The organism is Nocardia sp. bgisy134, assembly GCF_965341865.1.
Classification (GTDB): domain Bacteria; phylum Actinomycetota; class Actinomycetes; order Mycobacteriales; family Mycobacteriaceae; genus Nocardia.
This window is the reverse complement of the sequence record NZ_CBDQZP010000007.1, coordinates 52,426-67,565: the sequence shown is the minus strand read 5'-3', so window position 1 is coordinate 67,565 and position 15,140 is coordinate 52,426. Positions and strand designations below refer to the sequence as shown.

Annotated in this window: 18 protein-coding genes; 14 read left to right on the top strand and 4 right to left on the bottom strand. The window is 69.1% G+C overall.

Annotated features, from left to right (window positions below; translation table 11 throughout):
- Window positions 1-119 precede the first annotated feature (119 nt).
- From ACRWNM_RS14505 to ACRWNM_RS14475, 7 genes are all read left to right on the top strand, one after another.
- Window positions 120-1,616 carry a lytic murein transglycosylase gene (locus ACRWNM_RS14505; protein WP_431967575.1) on the top strand — a complete coding sequence of 499 codons (1,497 nt, stop codon included), beginning with the start codon at window positions 120-122 and terminating at the stop codon, window positions 1,614-1,616.
- Window positions 1,617-1,736: 120 nt separating this feature from the next.
- Window positions 1,737-2,579, top strand: a complete 843-nt coding sequence (locus ACRWNM_RS14500; protein WP_431967573.1) for a lytic transglycosylase domain-containing protein — start codon at window positions 1,737-1,739, stop codon at window positions 2,577-2,579.
- Window positions 2,580-2,598: 19 nt separating this feature from the next.
- Window positions 2,599-3,735, top strand: a complete 1,137-nt coding sequence (locus ACRWNM_RS14495) for an Mrp/NBP35 family ATP-binding protein (RefSeq protein ID WP_431967571.1) — start codon at window positions 2,599-2,601, stop codon at window positions 3,733-3,735.
- 87 nt (window positions 3,736-3,822) lie between these two features.
- Entirely contained in the window at window positions 3,823-4,242 is a 420-nt protein-coding gene (locus ACRWNM_RS14490; RefSeq protein ID WP_431967569.1) for a DivIVA domain-containing protein, read from the top strand.
- Window positions 4,209-4,874: a DNA-3-methyladenine glycosylase I gene (locus ACRWNM_RS14485; protein WP_431967567.1), complete on the top strand. Its 666-nt coding sequence runs from the start codon at window positions 4,209-4,211 to the stop codon at window positions 4,872-4,874. The genes ACRWNM_RS14490 and ACRWNM_RS14485 overlap by 34 nt, the downstream gene beginning before the upstream one ends.
- A gap of 102 nt (window positions 4,875-4,976) precedes the next feature.
- Window positions 4,977-5,144 (top strand): DUF3117 domain-containing protein, encoded by a 168-nt coding sequence (locus ACRWNM_RS14480; protein ID WP_011211259.1) that lies wholly within the window; start codon window positions 4,977-4,979, stop codon window positions 5,142-5,144.
- Between the two features lie 19 nt (window positions 5,145-5,163).
- Entirely contained in the window at window positions 5,164-5,988 is an 825-nt protein-coding gene (locus ACRWNM_RS14475; RefSeq protein WP_431967565.1) for a putative RNA methyltransferase, read from the top strand.
- Window positions 5,989-6,007: 19 nt separating this feature from the next.
- Here the strand turns inward: ACRWNM_RS14475 and glgA are convergent, their stop codons facing one another.
- Window positions 6,008-7,177, bottom strand: coding sequence for a glycogen synthase (gene glgA / locus ACRWNM_RS14470; RefSeq protein WP_431967973.1), 1,170 nt, complete (start codon window positions 7,175-7,177; stop codon window positions 6,008-6,010).
- Between the two features lie 137 nt (window positions 7,178-7,314).
- Here glgA and glgC point away from each other — a divergent pair, with 137 nt between their 5' ends.
- On the top strand, window positions 7,315-8,529 hold the full coding sequence (gene glgC, locus ACRWNM_RS14465) for a glucose-1-phosphate adenylyltransferase (protein WP_431967563.1): 1,215 nt from the start codon (window positions 7,315-7,317) through the stop codon (window positions 8,527-8,529).
- An 83-nt stretch (window positions 8,530-8,612) separates the two neighbouring features.
- On the opposite strand, the gene ACRWNM_RS14460 is transcribed toward glgC, so the two are convergent.
- The 3 genes from ACRWNM_RS14460 to ACRWNM_RS14450 form a co-directional block, all read right to left on the bottom strand.
- Entirely contained in the window at window positions 8,613-8,822 is a 210-nt protein-coding gene (locus ACRWNM_RS14460; RefSeq protein ID WP_431967561.1) for a hypothetical protein, read from the bottom strand.
- A gap of 141 nt (window positions 8,823-8,963) precedes the next feature.
- Window positions 8,964-9,206, bottom strand: a complete 243-nt coding sequence (locus tag ACRWNM_RS14455) for a hypothetical protein (RefSeq protein WP_431967559.1) — start codon at window positions 9,204-9,206, stop codon at window positions 8,964-8,966.
- Window positions 9,207-9,428: 222 nt separating this feature from the next.
- Window positions 9,429-10,061: an O-methyltransferase gene (locus ACRWNM_RS14450; protein WP_067845300.1), complete on the bottom strand. Its 633-nt coding sequence runs from the start codon at window positions 10,059-10,061 to the stop codon at window positions 9,429-9,431.
- A 341-nt stretch (window positions 10,062-10,402) separates the two neighbouring features.
- Between ACRWNM_RS14450 and sigE the strand changes: the two genes are divergently transcribed.
- The 6 genes from sigE to ACRWNM_RS14420 all read left to right on the top strand — a co-directional run bounded on the left by sigE (window position 10,403) and on the right by ACRWNM_RS14420 (window position 15,132).
- Entirely contained in the window at window positions 10,403-11,020 is a 618-nt protein-coding gene (gene sigE, locus ACRWNM_RS14445) for an RNA polymerase sigma factor SigE (protein WP_431967971.1), read from the top strand.
- Window positions 11,021-11,078: 58 nt separating this feature from the next.
- Complete coding sequence (locus ACRWNM_RS14440; protein ID WP_431967557.1) at window positions 11,079-11,501, top strand: hypothetical protein; 423 nt, start codon at window positions 11,079-11,081, stop codon at window positions 11,499-11,501.
- Window positions 11,502-11,511: 10 nt separating this feature from the next.
- The gene (locus ACRWNM_RS14435) at window positions 11,512-13,074 is read left to right on the top strand and encodes a S1C family serine protease (RefSeq protein WP_431967555.1); all 1,563 of its coding nucleotides are present in this window, start codon (window positions 11,512-11,514) and stop codon (window positions 13,072-13,074) included.
- Between the two features lie 33 nt (window positions 13,075-13,107).
- Window positions 13,108-13,524: a Sec-independent protein translocase protein TatB gene (gene tatB, locus ACRWNM_RS14430; protein WP_431967554.1), complete on the top strand. Its 417-nt coding sequence runs from the start codon at window positions 13,108-13,110 to the stop codon at window positions 13,522-13,524.
- Window positions 13,525-13,771: 247 nt separating this feature from the next.
- Complete coding sequence (locus ACRWNM_RS14425) at window positions 13,772-14,629, top strand: hypothetical protein (protein WP_431967552.1); 858 nt, start codon at window positions 13,772-13,774, stop codon at window positions 14,627-14,629.
- Window positions 14,630-14,892: 263 nt separating this feature from the next.
- On the top strand, window positions 14,893-15,132 hold the full coding sequence (locus tag ACRWNM_RS14420; RefSeq protein WP_431967550.1) for a hypothetical protein: 240 nt from the start codon (window positions 14,893-14,895) through the stop codon (window positions 15,130-15,132).
- Window positions 15,133-15,140 lie beyond the last annotated feature (8 nt).

Here is a 15,140-nt window from a genome sequence, read left to right as displayed (position 1 = left end):
CGGAAATGCTCAACAACCTACTGACCGCTGGGTAACCTGGACAACGTTGTCCTGAGCGGGGCCCGGGCTCAGTACGTCCCGGACACCGTTCCCACGACGTAGAGGATTGGTGTGGCCGAATGCGAGTTTCCGCTCCGATAACCATGTCGGCCCTCGTTGTCGCTGGTCTGGTCGCTACCGGATCGGCGGCGCACAGCACTACCTCGAGCGCGCCGCCACAGGCCCCGGAAGCGCTGCTGGCCGCGTCCGCCGGGCGCGGCGGCACGGGCAACGGCACGGACACCGGACCCGAAGACACTTTGTCTCGGACAGTAGGGCTGCTACCGGTCGCGCCGGACTCTCCCCGCAAACTTCGAGCTATGACTCCGCCAACCGATGGGATGCCGCTTTTCGGCGGGAGGGTCCCCCTGCACGACGTCACGTTGCCCTCGGTCGGCGGGGCGCTCGGCATTCCCGAGATCGTGCTGGCCGCGTACCGGAACGCGGAGCTGGCGCTGGAGTCTTCGATGCCCGGGTGCGGCTTGCCGTGGAATCTGCTGGCGGGCATCGGGCGGATCGAGTCCGCGCACGCGGGCAACGGTCGCACCGACGCGGCGGGCACGACGGTGACCCCGATCTTCGGCCCCGCGCTGGACGGCACGTTGCCCGGCAACGAGATCATCAAGGCCGCGGACGGCAGGTACGTGCGGGCGATCGGCCCGATGCAGTTCCTGCCCGGCACCTGGGGTCTCTACGCCGCCGACGGCAACGGCGACGGCGTCGCCGATCCGCACAACGTCTTCGACGCCACCCTGGCCGCGGGCAAATACCTGTGCTCGGGCGGCCTGAACCTCCGCGATCCCGCGCAGGAGCTCCGCGCGGTGCTGCGTTACAACAACTCGATGTCCTACGCGGCCAACGTGTTGAGTTGGTCGGCGGCCTACCGCACCGGCGGCAGCCCGAGCCAGGTCAACATCTCCCCGGAACTCATCCCGCCCGGCTCGGCGCCGATGATCACGGTGGGCCCGGACGTGTCCGCGGTGCAGACGACCCTGCCCACCACCACGTCGCCCGCGGATCGGCCGTCGGCGCCGATTCCGCTGGCTCCGGCGCCGACCCAGGTGATGATCACCATCCCCGGATTGCCGCCGATCCCGTGCGGCATCTTCTGCCCGGCACCGCCGCCGCCCGCCAACCCGTGCGAACAGGTCGCGGTGCCCGCGCCGATGCCGCGGCCGGGCGAGCCAGGGCGCCCGCTCGGGCCTGGCCAGGAATTCGGTGCGGAGCCTCGCGACCCGAACGCCCCGGCCGAGGCCAGGGAACCGCTCGACCCGAACGATCCCGTCCGCGTCGAGAAACCGCAGCCGAATCCGGTGTGCACGCCGCAAGCGCAGGGCCAGCCCGCACCCCAGGCGAGTCAACCCCAGGCGGGTCAGCCCGCGCCCCAAGCGGGCCAGCCCGCGCCCGCGCCTGCTCCCGCCGAGGAGCAGCCGAACCCGGAGCCGGAGGTCGCCAAGACCCCCGAACCCGCGCCCGCCGAGCAGCCGACCGTCGCTCCCGCCCCGACCCAACAGCCCGGCATCACACTGCCGTTCGGCATCGTCATCCCGTTGCCGCCTGCTCCGCCACAAGGCTGAGACCAAACCTCGGGACAGATCACGAAGCAGTAACAAAAAGATCTCGAATGCGGTAATCTCTCCTTCGTCCACGAAGGGCTCGTCAGCGGGCCTTTGTGCAACGAGGAGGGTCACCACACCGTGGGGCGTCACCGCAAGCAATCGCCTGCTCCTATCAAGCGCGGCTCCGTAATCGCACTGACCGGATTGGTTCCCGCCGGATTCGTGGCCTGCGCCGCGGCGTCCGATCTGGATTCCGATCAGGCCGCCGTTCAACTGCTCCCCGGCGACGATCAGGACGCGCTCGGCGTCAGATCCGCCGATTCGATCGAGTTCGTCGCGCACGCCATGGCCGAGCAGCGCACGGCCGTCCCGCCGGTCGTGAAAACCGTTGCGCTGCCCGCCGATCGGGTGAAGTCCGACCTGCCCGCCGGACAGCTCGGCGTGCCCGGCGTCGCGATCGCCGCCTATCAGAACGCCGAGCGCAGGCTGGACGCGGAGAACCCGGTCTGCGAGATGCCGTGGACGCTGCTGGCGGGCATCGGGCGCGTCGAGTCCACGCATGCCTTCGGCGGCAAGGCCGACGCCGACGGCAACCCGCTGAGCCCGGTCTACGGCCCGGTCCTGGACGGCTCGCTCGCGGGCAACAACGTCATCAACGACAGCGACGACGGCGCGCTCGACGGACTCGCGGGCTACGACCGCGCCGTCGGCCCGATGCAGTTCCTGCCCCAGACCTGGAAGCGCTACGCCGCCGACGGCAACGGCGACGGCATCGCCGACCCGCAGAACCTCTTCGACGCCGCGCTGACGGCCGGTAAGTATCTGTGCGACGGCGGATTGAACATGCGTGACCTGGCTCAGCAGTCGCGCGCCATTCTGCGCTACAACAACTCCATGGCCTATGTGGCGAACGTCATGGCATGGTCGAATTCCTACGGCAACGGGGTCGCACCCAAGCCCGCGCAGCTGCCGCGGATCTGATCCGCCTAAAATTTCCGTTATGCCAGTGGTAACGGAATCGGACGTGCGGGGTGCGCTCGCGAAGGTCGACGACCCGGAGATCCGGAAGCCGATCACCGAACTGGGCATGGTGAAAAGCGTCGCGATCGACGCCGGAAGCAATGTCCACATCGAGGTCTACCTGACGACGGCGGGCTGCCCGCTGCGTACCGAGATCACCCAACGGGTCACCAAGGCGGTGGCGGACGTCCCCGGCGTCGGCGCCATCTCCGTCGACCTCGACGTGATGAACGACGAGCAGCGCACCAGCCTGCGCAAGCAGCTGCGCGGCGACTCGGCCGACCCGGTGATCCCCTTCGCTCAGCCGGGCTCGCTGACCCGCGTGTACGCGGTCGCCTCGGGCAAGGGCGGCGTCGGAAAATCCTCGGTCACCGTCAATCTCGCGGCCGCCATGGCCGCGCGCGGCCTGTCCGTCGGCGTGCTCGACGCCGACATCTACGGCCATTCGGTGCCGCGCATGCTCGGCACCGCGGCCAGGCCGACCCAGGTCGAGCGGATGATCATGCCGCCCGTCGCGCACGAGGTGAAGGTCATCTCGATCGCCATGTTCACCCAGGGCAACACGCCCGTGGTGTGGCGCGGCCCGATGCTGCACCGCGCGCTCCAGCAGTTCCTCGCCGACGTGTTCTGGGGCGATCTGGACGTCCTGCTGCTCGACCTGCCGCCCGGCACCGGCGATGTGGCCATCTCCATCGCCCAGCTGATCCCCAATGCGGAGATCCTGGTCGTCACCACCCCGCAGCTCGCCGCCGCGGAGGTGGCCGAGCGGGCGGGGTCGATCGCGCTGCAGACCCGTCAGCGGATCGCGGGCGTGGTGGAGAACATGTCCTGGCTGGACCTGCCCGACGGCAGCCGGATGGAGCTCTACGGCTCGGGCGGCGGTCAGCGAGTCGCCGACAGCCTGACCCGCGCGGTCGGCGCGACCGTGCCGCTGCTCGGTCAGATCCCGATCGAGCAGGCGGTGCGCGAGTCGGGCGACGAGGGCACGCCGATCGTGCTGCGCGATCCGGCGAGCGCGTCGGCCAAGGCGCTGGTCGAGGTGGCCGACAAGCTCGCGGTACGCCGCCGCGGCCTGGCGGGCATGTCGCTCGGCATCGACACCACGCGGCATCTGTAGCGTCCTCGCGAAATCGGTTCCCGCCCGGGCGATCGCCTGTGCTCGGTCGTGAACAAGCATGTCGGAGGGGCGGAATAAGCTCGTGTCATGCTCACGCTGCTGTTGTACGTGCTGATCGTCGGCCTGGTGGCCGCGGTGCTGTTCCTGCTCGCGAGTGCGATCTTCGGGCGCGGCGAGGAACTCGGCCCACTGCCCGAGGGCACGACGGCCACCGTGCTGCCCGCCGAGGGCATCACCGGAGCCGATGTGCGCGCCTTGCGCTTCCAGCAGGTGGTGCGTGGCTACAAGGCCGGCGAGGTGGACTGGGCGCTGGCCAGGCTCGCCGCCCGGATCGACGAGCTCCAGCTGGAACTCGCCCATGCTCGCGGTGACGCGGCGGCCCGCGGCCTGACCGTCGAGAAAAGCGCGGACAGCGCGGCGCGCCAGGACACCGCCGCGGCGCCTCGCCACGACACCGGGCGCACGGCGTCGCCATGGCCCGCCCCGAGCACCCCCGAACAGCCGTGACCACCCCGCTCGCCGACGACGGCATGATCCGCTGCCCGTGGGCGGAATCGTCTCAGCTCTATCGCGACTACCACGACTTCGAATGGGGCGAACCGCTGCGCGGCCCCGACGCCATGTTCGAGCGGGTCTGCCTCGAGGCGTTCCAGTCGGGCCTGTCCTGGATCACGATCCTGCGCAAGCGCCCGGCCTTCCGTTCCGCGTTCGCCGAATTCTCGATCGACCGCGTCGCCGCGTTCGGCGACGCGGACGTCGCCCGCCTGCTCGCCGACGCAGGCATCGTCCGCAACCGCGCCAAGATCGAAGCGGCGATCGCCAACGCGAGGGCAGCCCAGGCGCTCGACCGCGGCCTCGACGAGTTGATCTGGTCGTTCGCGCCGCCGCCGCGCCCGCGTCCGCGGACCATCGCCGACGTGCCCGCGACGAGTCCCGAATCCATAGCTCTGGCAAAAGAATTGAAGCGGCGCGGGTTCCGTTTCGTCGGGCCGACGACCGCCTATGCGCTGATGCAGGCAACCGGAATGGTCGACGATCACCTAGCCGATTGCTGGGTCGGAAGTGACCCGCACAACACCGCTCGAGCGGTCACATTTCGAACTCAGGTATCCGTCCACAACGGCGATAGGGAAGAATAGGACCGGTGTAGCTCGCCAAATGCCGGTGAGCTACCTGGTTGGTGACAACTGTAGTTCCAAGAAAGTGCGCAGAAAACCGCGCAGATCTGGAGGGAGCAGAGGATGGCGGCCATGAAGCCCCGCACCGGGGACGGTCCCCTCGAGGCAACCAAGGAAGGGCGTGGAATCGTTATGCGGGTTCCACTCGAGGGTGGCGGGCGTCTGGTCGTCGAACTCACGCCGGATGAAGCAGCGGCGCTTGGTGACGAATTGAAGAGTGTCACCAGCTAGTCCCTCGGCACTCGCTGATGTGGCAGGTCTGCTGGCCTGCCCGGAATGCCGTCTCCCGCTGGAGGCGGTGGACCGGGCGCTGCGCTGCGGTCGCGGCCACAGTTTCGACATCGCCAAACAGGGCTACGTCAGCTTGCTGACCGGTGCGTCGACCAAGATGTCGGGCGACACCGCGGCCATGCTGGACGCCCGCGCCGCCTTCCAGGGCGAGGGGCATTTCGCGGCCATCGCCGCCGCGGTGGCCACCGCGGTCGGCCCGGTCGGCGATCGGGCCGCGACCCTGCTGGAGGTCGGCGCGGGCACCGGCTACTACCTGGCCGCGGCGCTCGACGCCGCACCCGGGGCCCGTGGCATCGCGCTGGACGTGGCCAAACCCGCCGCCCGCCGCTGTGCGCGCACCCATCCTCGCGCCGCAGCGGTGCTCGCCGACGCCTGGCGCGGCCTACCGGTTCGTGACGGTGTGCTGGCAGGAGTGCTTTCGGTGTTCGCGCCACGCAATCCGGCGGAAGCGGCCAGGGTGCTCGACGCGGACGGCCGCTTCGTCGTCGCCGCGCCGACCGCCCGTCATCTGGCCGAGTTGATCGATCCGCTAGGGATGGTCACCGTCGACCCGGACAAGGATCGCCGCATCACCGAGTCCATGTCGGGCTTGTTCGAAGAAGTCGATCGGGCCGTCGTCGAGTATTCGATGAAGCTCGAACGCGCCGAGGTGGCCGATGTCGTCGGAATGGGTCCCTCGGCGCATCACGCCGAACAGGCCCGCGATCCCCGCCTCGCGGCGCTGCCGGAGCACATGGAGGTCACCGCTTCGGTCACGGTGTCGACCTATCGTCGCCGTCGCTGACCACGCGCCACAGCCCGTTTCACGGCTTGAGCACGTGCTCGTACACCTCGACGGTGCGTTCCGCGATCCGCGACCAGTCGAATTCCGCGATGGCTCTTGCCCGTCCGGTCGCGCCGAACTCGGCGGCGAGGATCGGGTCGCCCGCGACCTCGTTGACCGCGGCCGCCAAGCCCCGCTCGTACTCCTCGGCCGCGCCTGCGTCGTAGTGCACGAGCCTGCCGGTGCCGCCGTCGACGACGACCTCGGGGATGCCGCCGACGTCGGAGGCGACGACCGCGGTCGCGCAGGCCATGGCCTCCAGGTTCACGATGCCGAGCGGCTCGTACACCGACGGGCAGACGAACACGGTCGCGGCCGCGAGTATCTGCCTGATCTGCTCGGTGGGCAGCATTTCCCGCACCCAGAAGACGTTCCCGCGCTGCCGCTGCAACTCGGCGACCGCGGCGGCCGTCTCGTCCTCCAGTTCCTTGGTGTCGGGCGCGCCCGCGCAGAGCACCAGCTGGATCTCCGACGCGAACTCGCGCGCGGCGGCGAGCAGGTGGCCGACGCCCTTCTGCCGGGTGATGCGGCCGACGAAGGCGACGATCGGCCGGTCGGCCGCCACCCCGAGCTCGTCGAGGATCGGACGTTCGCCGGTGGCGGGCGGACTCGGCCGCCACAGCGTCGCGTCGATGCCGTTGTGCACCACGTGCACCCGGCTCGGGTCGATCGCCGGGTAGGCGTCGAGCACGTCTTGGCGCATGCCCTCGCTCACCGCGATGACGGCGTCGGCATGCTCCATGGCGTTGCGCTCCGACCACGAGGACAGCCGATAGCCGCCGCCGAGCTGTTCGGCCTTCCACGGCCGCCGCGGCTCGAGCGAGTGCGCGGTGAGCACGTGCGGAACGCCGTACAAGGTGGCGGCCAAGTGTCCGGCGAGACCGGTGTACCAGGTGTGTGAGTGCACCACGTCCACATCGCCCGCCGCGTCGGCCATTCGCAGCTGCGCCGACATCATCTGCAACGCGGCGTTGGCGGCGTAGAGCGTCGAGTCCGGCTGGTGCACGACGGCGTCGGTGCGCTCGGCGCCCATACAGTGCACGGTCACCTCGCAGAGCCTGCGCAATTCGGCGGTCAGCTGGGTGACGTGTACGCCCGCGCCGCCGTACACCTCGGGTGGGTATTCGCGGGTCAACATCGCGACGCGCAACCGGTCCCGGATGTCCTCCGGCTCGCCGGATCCCGTCGCCGAGCGCCCGTCGTCCGTGCCGAAACTCACCGATCCAAACTAGACGCTCGGCTCGGCGGGAGCCACCCGCGCCATGACTTCACGGTAGTTTGGGCACTGTGAGGAGCCAGCCGCACGTACTCGGGATCGTGCTCGCCGGTGGCGAGGGAAAGCGCCTGTTTCCACTCACCGCGGACCGCGCCAAGCCAGCGGTCCCCTTCGGCGGCGCCTACCGCCTGATCGACTTCGTACTCAGCAACCTGGTGAACGCGGGTTACCTGCGCCTGTGCGTGCTCACCCAGTACAAATCGCATTCGCTGGACCGGCACATCTCCCAGACCTGGCGACTGTCGGGATTCGCGGGCGAGTACATCACCCCGGTGCCCGCCCAGCAGCGCCTCGGCCCGCGCTGGTACACCGGCAGCGCCGACGCGATCATGCAGTCGCTGAACCTGATCTACGACGAGGACCCGGACTACATCGTGGTCTTCGGCGCCGACCACGTGTACCGGATGGACCCGGAGCAGATGGTCTCCCACCACATCGATTCCGGCGCTGGCGTGACCGTGGCCGGCATCCGGGTGCCGCGCAGCGAGGCCAGCGCGTTCGGCTGCATCGATTCCGACGAGTCCGGTCGCATCATCCAGTTCCTGGAGAAGCCCGCCCATCCGCCCGGCACGCCGGACGACCCGAACGTGACCTTCGCGTCGATGGGCAATTACGTCTTCACCACCAAGGTGCTGGTCGATTCGATCCGCGCGGACGCCGAGAACTCCGATTCCGATCACGACATGGGCGGCGACATCATCCCCGCGCTGGTCGCGGCGGGCCAGGCCGCGGTCTACGACTTCGCCGACAACGAGGTGCCCGGCGCCACCCAACGCGACCGCGGCTACTGGCGCGATGTCGGGACCATCGACGCCTTCTACGACGCGCACATGGACCTGGTCTCGGTGCACCCGGTGTTCAACCTCTACAACAAGCACTGGCCGATCCGCGGCGCCGCCGAGAACCTGCCGCCCGCCAAGTTCGCCCAGGGCGGGCTGGCCCAGGAGTGCATCGTCGGCTCGGGCAGCATCCTGTCCGCCGCGACGGTGCGCAATTCCGTGCTGAGCTCCAATGTGATGGTCGACGACGGCGCCACCGTCGAGGGCAGCGTGCTGATGCCGGGCGTGCGCATCGGCCGTGGCGCGGTGGTGCGCCGCGCCATCCTCGACAAGAACGTGGTGGTCGGCGAGGGCGAGATCATCGGCGTCGATCTGGACCGCGACCGCGATCGTTTCGCGGTGAGCAAACGCGGCGTGGTGACCGTCGGCAAGGGCGTCTGGGTCTGAGATTCCCTGCGAACGCAGGTGATTCGCTATGACCGGCGGCGATGCGAGGCCCGCGGCTCCGGTTCACGCGGCGCGGCTCCGGTTCACGGTGACGTGGGCGGTGCGGTGCAGAACGGCTGACAGGAACCGGGCGTGCGCGGTGTCGTCGGCCGCGACCGGTCGCCGAAATCGGCGGTGTTGACCAGGATCGCGAGCACGATCGCCAGCACGAGCAGGATGCCGAACACCACCGTCGCGCCCGCCCACTCCTCCGTGCGATTCCTCGGTCGGTCGTCGTCGTCGTTCCAGAACATCGGCTCGTCCTCCGCGCTGCCCCGGGCTCACCCAAACACACCGCGGGCCGCTCGGCTATCGAAATCGCGAACAGCACGCGGAATTCGACGCTGCGCGTCAGGGCATTCGGCGCTGTGAGTCAGAGCATTCGGGCCCGCGCGTCAGGGCGCGGGCGGGGGCGGCGTCGCCGGGCAGAATGGCTCACAGGGTCCGGTGGTCGGCACCACCTTCGCGGGACCGGTGTCGAAATCGGCATTGCTCACCACGAGCAGTACCAGCACGACGAGCAGAATCGCGACCGCGAAAAAGCCCAACCCGGCCAGAACCCAATTCACCGAACCCTTTTCCTTGACCACATGTCCGACATGGCCGTAATGGACGATTTCCGCGGCGTGATCCCACATCGCCAGACCTCCGAATTCGCTTGCGGCGCCGGGGGTTTTCGGACGCGAGTCGCGCGATGACGCACGGGGTCGCCCGCACCCCGGCTGATCTCCGGATACCCGGGACGGACGCGCTGAATCATCGAATGCCGGTGGATCAGGCGGCGTTCGTGGTCGATCGGATTCGCCACGGCGGCATGCTGTTCTGTCGTCGCGCCGCGAACGGCATCGCGCGCGTGCGCGCTATCCGCGTGAGGCGCAGAGCAATCCGTCGCCGACGGGGATCAGCACACAAGTCAGTTCCGGATCCTCCGCGATGGCGCGGGTGGCCGCGCGCACCGCCTGGGTCGCCGGGTCGCGCTGGCTCGGGTCGGGGACGCGGCCGCCGAGCAGCGCGTTGTGCAGGATGATGGCGCCGCCGTCGCGCAGCAGCCGCACGGCTTGGGCGACGTACTGCGGATGCTCGAGCGGCGCGGCATCGATGAAGACCAGATCGTAGGCGCCGTCGGCGAGGCGGGGTAGCACGTCGAGCGCGCGCCCGTTGATCAGCCTGGTCCGCGCGGGCGGGATGTCGGCGGCGCGGAACGCGTCCTTGGCCGCGCGCTGATGCTCCGGCTCGGAATCGATCGTGGTCAGCGTGCCGTCCTCGCGCATGCCGTCGAGCAGCCACAGTCCGCTGATGCCCGCGCCGGTCCCGACCTCGACCACCGCGCGCGCACCGAGCAGCTGGGCGTACATGCTCAGCAGGGCCCCGACCGACGGCGGCACCGGTGCCGCGCCCAGCTCGGTGGCCCGTTCGCGCGCGCTGACGAGGATCTCGTCCTCCACGACGGATTCTTCCACGTAGGAGAGATTTCGCTCCAGGTTCGATGCCACGCCTAAGAGGCTAATGCGGGGCGGGTTGTCTCGGCGTTCCGACAACACGCTTTCTCCAGGGATCCGTTTTCTCAGGTGTCCCTCAGGATCTCCATATCCCCGCCATATCGGGACAGGAAAGAGTAAGGGCACGCAAGACCAGCCGACCGCGATACGCGGGACGCGGGAACAACGACATACAGGTGTCGGTTGTATTCCGTACGCGACGGTTCGAGACCCGAACCGAAACGGGAGTCCCGAGTTTACGGTCCCGAGCAGGAGGTAGCCCCATCCACATGGTCAAAGGTTCGTTTGCGGCTCCGCATGGGCACTCCGAGTACGCCACCCTCCCCGACCACATCATGCCGTTCGAGGCCGAGCAGGCCGAGGACCTCGATATCGAGCTGACCGGCACCGCCGCGTTCGACGCGACCGGCGATCGCTCGGTGATGCCGTCCTGGGACGAGCTGGTCCGCGAACACGCCGACCGGGTCTACCGGCTGGCCTACCGCCTGTCCGGCGACGCGCAGGACGCCGAGGATCTCACCCAGGAGACCTTCATCCGCGTGTTCCGTTCGCTGTCGAACTACCAGCCGGGCACCTTCGAGGGCTGGCTGCACCGCATCACGACCAACCTGTTCCTGGACATGGTGCGCCGTCGCAATCGCATCCGCATGGAGTCGCTGCCGGAGGACTACGACCGCGTGCCCGCCGAGGGCCCCGGCCCCGAGCAGGCCTATCACGACGCGCGCCTCGATCCCGACCTGCAATCCGCCCTCGACGCGCTGGCGCCGGAGTTCCGCGCCGCCGTCGTGCTGTGTGACATCGAGGGTCTGTCGTACGAGGAGATCGGCGCTACGCTCGGCGTGAAGCTGGGCACCGTGCGCAGCCGGATCCACCGCGGCCGTCAGGCACTGCGCGAGCACCTTGCGCATAATGGATCTCAGCAGCGGTTCGCCGCTGACGCGAACATCGGGTGATTCGCCGGGCACCGGCGACGCCCGGGCCAGAGGATGTCGTTGGAAGGGTGAGCACCGCATGAGTGGCGAGTCCAGCACGTCCGGTCGTCCCACGAATGGGGCGGACCGCCGGACGCCAGGCAGGTCACCGCGCTTCGCGCCCACCGAACACCTGGCCAGCGAGGCGATCGTCGCCTTCGTCGACGGCGAGCTGCGCATGAACGCGTATCTGCGCGCCGCCCAGCATCTTTCGGTCTGTCCGGAGTGCGCGGCCGAGGTGGACGCGCAGCAGCAGGCGCGGATCGCGCTGCGCCAGTCCGGCCCCATCTCCATCCCCACCGGCTTGCACGACAGCCTGACCCGTATTCCGCTCGCCGAGTTGCCCGGCGGCGCGTCGAACAACCCGGGTCAGCCGTCCGGGAACGCCCGCAGCGAGGCAGTTTTCGGTTTTCTGCCGGATTCGTTCACCGCGACCCGGTGGACCACGTGGTGGCGCAAGTAGAGTTTGGCGCGTGACCACCGAATCGACGAACACCGGATCTGTGTCGGACTCGCGGCCCACCGCCAGTGACACCTCCGATTCGGCGGCCAACAGGGGGAACCTGAGGCCGTCGGACGCGCCCGTGCTCGGGCCGCGACCGGTCGTCAGACCCCACGTCGACACCCACACCGCGCGCGCCTTCCGCCGTCCGTCGGGCATTTCCGGTTCGTTCGCCGACGACACCCCGCCGAGCACAGGCGCAGGCGCGCCCGTGCTCGGCCCTGAGCTGCACAACCGGCCGCCCGACGCGGTGCTCGCCGAAGCGTTCGGCAGGCCCGAAGGCTCCGACGAGCTGCTCCAGCGCGACCCCGACGCGGCCGAAGCCGCCCCCGTGGCCGCGGGTCCGGCGGACCCGTGGCGCGATCCGACCGCCGGCGCCCGCCTCGGCGCCCCCGCGGTGCCGACACCGCAGCCCGCGCCGCTGCCCCAGTCGCACAAGCTGAGCGTGCGCGAGGTGCTCTTCGGATCCAGGATCGCGCCCAAGGCGCTGGCCCTGCTCGCCGTGATCGCGCTCGGTATCGGCGTCCTCGGCGGCCTGATCGGCAGGCTCACCGCCGAGCAGACCACCAACCTCACCTCGCGCAAGGTGACCCTGGAGCAGACCGACAGCATCGAGCGTCCGCACGGTCTGATCGCCGAGGTCGCCAACGCGGTGCTGCCCTCGGTGGTCTCCATCCGGGTCACCGTGGGCGACAACGGCGCCACCGGCTCGGGCGTTGTCATCGACGGCGCGGGCTACGTGGTGACCAACAACCACGTCATCTCGATGGCCGCTCAGGACAAGAGCAACCGGGCCGCCATCCAGGTCACCTTCTCCGACGGCAGCCGGGTGCCCGCGAACATCGTCGGCCGCGATCCCAAGACCGACCTCGCGGTGCTCAAGGTCGACGTGAAGAATCTCACGGTGGCCAGGCTCGGCAAGTCCGGCGATGTGCAGGTGGGCGACGACGTGCTGGCCATCGGTTCGCCGCTCGGCCTGAGCAAGACCGTCACCTCCGGCATCGTCAGCGCGCTGCACCGCCCGGTGAAGCTCTCCGGCGAGGGCAGCGACACCAACGCGGTGATCGACGCCGTGCAGACCGATGCCTCGATCAACCCGGGTAACTCCGGTGGCGCGCTGGTCGACATGGACGGGCGGGTCATCGGCATCAACACCGCGATCCGCAGCGAGACGGGCGGCTCGGTCGGCCTCGGCTTCGCCATCCCGGTCGACACCGTGACCGAGGTCGCGCAGAGCCTGATCCACACCGGCAAGATGAACCACCCGATGATCGGCATCTCGGCCCGCACCAAGACCGTCGCCAACGAGGTGATGAGCGGCGCGGCGGTGGCCGACGTGGCGCCGAACGGTCCCGCGGCCAAGGCGGGGATCGTCGAGGGCGACGTGATCGTCCGGGTCGGCGATCGGGAGGTCACCGGGCCGGAGGAGCTGACCGTCGCGGTGCAGTCCCGCGCGATCGGCGAGACGGTGAACGTGCAGTTGATTCGGGACGGCAGGCAGGTGGACGTGCCTGTGACGTTGGAATCCGACTGACCCGCTGGTCGGAAGCACGGGTAGCCTGGATTCGTGTTCAGCAACATCGGCTGGAGCGAGATGATGATCCTGCTCGTCGCCGCCCTCGTCATCCTCGGTCCGGAGCGTCTGCCCGGCGCCGTGCGCTGGACCACGAACAGCCTGCGTCAGCTGCGCGACTACGCGAGCGGAGCCACCGCCCAGCTGAAGGAAGAGCTGGGTCCTGATTTCGAGGACATCCGCAAGCCCCTGGCCGAGCTGAACGAGCTGCGCGGAATGACGCCGCGCTCGATGGTCACCAAGCACCTTCTGAACGGCGACGATTCGATGCTGCGCAGCCTGGAGAAGGTCGTGCCCACCAAGGACGATCTGTACGGGACGAGCAGCGGCATGCCGGACTATCCGATGCCGAAGCTGGAAAAGCCGTTGGAGCGCAACGAACGTCCGCCGATCGATTTCGACGCCACCTGATCGGGCGGGGCGCCCGCGCCGGGGACGAAAACCATTGGCGGCACCCACCATCCACACCTAACTCGTCGCTCCGGCCATGGGTGATTCGAGGACGAACTTCGTTCGGCGGCGATCAGGCGAATCGTCGTCTTCCGCCCGGCGAGTCGGCGAGAAACGCCGTCGAGCCGAAACAGACTGGGCTGTCTGGAAGTCCACAATGTCAAGCAGACTAGACCCGTAAGGCTGTCGAGCTGTCTAAACTTCGCACATGTCGGCCGATGACGTGGCGCGAGTCTTCGCAATCGAGGACAAGGTCGAGAGACTCAAGGCGGCCACCGACGGGGTGGCGGCGGCGCAGCAGACGATCAACGAACTCACCAGGATCCGCAGGGCGGTCATCCGGGAACTTCATGCCGAGGGCTGGACCTTCGCCAGAATCGGTGCGGCGGCGGGTCTTTCCCGCGCCCGCATCCATCAGGTGAGCACCCAGGGCCCGGCGCCGGAGGGACTGTTCTTCGGCCACGGGACGCTCACGGTGCTCGTCCCCGAGGTGCGCGCCGGTCGCGTGCTCGGCGCGCCGGATCCCGGTGCCGCACACCGGCTCGTCGAGCTGCTGCGCGAACTCGGGTTCGCCGCGGGGATCGAAAGATTCCTGCCAGGAAGACCGGTGGACCTGAACCGGGACGGGCTGATCGTGGTCGGCGGTCCCGAATTGTCCCCCAGCGTGCGCCAGCTCATCGCCGCCGATCCCCGGCTGCGGCGCGCGGTGGCCAGAGCGGGCGACGCGCGCCGCGGCATCGAGGACAGGGCCGCGCGCCGCGTGTACCGGCCGGGCGGCCCGGAACCGCACGACATCGCCTACCTGGCCCGCCTCCCCCGCCCCGACGGCCGCGGCACCTGCCTGATCATCGACGGCCTGCACCCACCCGGGTCGCTCGGCGCGGTACGCCTGCTCGCCACCCGCTTGGCCACGCTGCACGAGCGGGCAGCCAACCACCTGTTCTCGGTACTCATCGCGGTCCGCTACGACCGCGCCAACGGCGAGCCGGTGGACGTCGATCTACTCACGCCCGTCTACCGGCACGACGCCGACCCACGTCCCATCGGCACTCGCCTGCGGCGCTGATGCGGATCGATAGCTGAGAGACACATCACTTCTCACCACTGCCGGGTTCGTACGAAATGCCCGGACTATTTCCGCAGTGTGTCACATGTCACGTGACCCTGCGGGTAACAGATACCCACTCGATGTTTAGATAGCTAGTAGATAACTATTTCTCGAGTAGGTGAGTTCTCCATGTCTTCCATGTCCGACAGCCGCGCATTCCGGCAGCTCGTGATGCGCGCGACGAATCACGGTGGGACGAGCACTCATTCGGGGAGGACGCGATGAACACCATCGTGGTCGTAGGCGGGATCGTCTTCGTCGCCATCACCGTCGGCGTTCTGGTCGGGGTGCTGCGCAAGCCGAATTCGTCGGGGCAGCTGACCGTCGCCGCGATCCAGGCACGGCTCGCCGATGAGGGAAGCGGGCAGCCCGGCGACGCGGATGCGGAGTCGCGCGAGGATGGAGAGTTGGCGAGCGCCGAAGTGGCAAGCGGTGAGCCGAAGGGGCGCGAGAAGTCCTAGCGGCGCGG

Excerpts from the sequence above, each read along its gene's own strand:
- ACRWNM_RS14425 (WP_431967552.1), top strand. The coding sequence starts at position 13,772 with ATGTCGGCCGATGACGTGGCGCGAGTCTTCGCAATCGAGGACAAGGTC.
- ACRWNM_RS14455 (WP_431967559.1), bottom strand. The coding sequence starts at position 9,206 with ATGTGGGATCACGCCGCGGAAATCGTCCATTACGGCCATGTCGGACAT.
- ACRWNM_RS14495 (WP_431967571.1), top strand. The coding sequence starts at position 2,599 with ATGCCAGTGGTAACGGAATCGGACGTGCGGGGTGCGCTCGCGAAGGTC.
- ACRWNM_RS14505 (WP_431967575.1), top strand. The coding sequence starts at position 120 with ATGCGAGTTTCCGCTCCGATAACCATGTCGGCCCTCGTTGTCGCTGGT.
- ACRWNM_RS14485 (WP_431967567.1), top strand. The coding sequence starts at position 4,209 with ATGGCCCGCCCCGAGCACCCCCGAACAGCCGTGACCACCCCGCTCGCC.
- ACRWNM_RS14490 (WP_431967569.1), top strand. The coding sequence starts at position 3,823 with ATGCTCACGCTGCTGTTGTACGTGCTGATCGTCGGCCTGGTGGCCGCG.
- ACRWNM_RS14460 (WP_431967561.1), bottom strand. The coding sequence starts at position 8,822 with ATGTTCTGGAACGACGACGACGACCGACCGAGGAATCGCACGGAGGAG.
- ACRWNM_RS14420 (WP_431967550.1), top strand. The coding sequence starts at position 14,893 with ATGAACACCATCGTGGTCGTAGGCGGGATCGTCTTCGTCGCCATCACC.
- ACRWNM_RS14440 (WP_431967557.1), top strand. The coding sequence starts at position 11,079 with ATGAGTGGCGAGTCCAGCACGTCCGGTCGTCCCACGAATGGGGCGGAC.
- sigE (WP_431967971.1), top strand. The coding sequence starts at position 10,403 with ATGCCGTTCGAGGCCGAGCAGGCCGAGGACCTCGATATCGAGCTGACC.
- ACRWNM_RS14480 (WP_011211259.1), top strand. The coding sequence starts at position 4,977 with ATGGCGGCCATGAAGCCCCGCACCGGGGACGGTCCCCTCGAGGCAACC.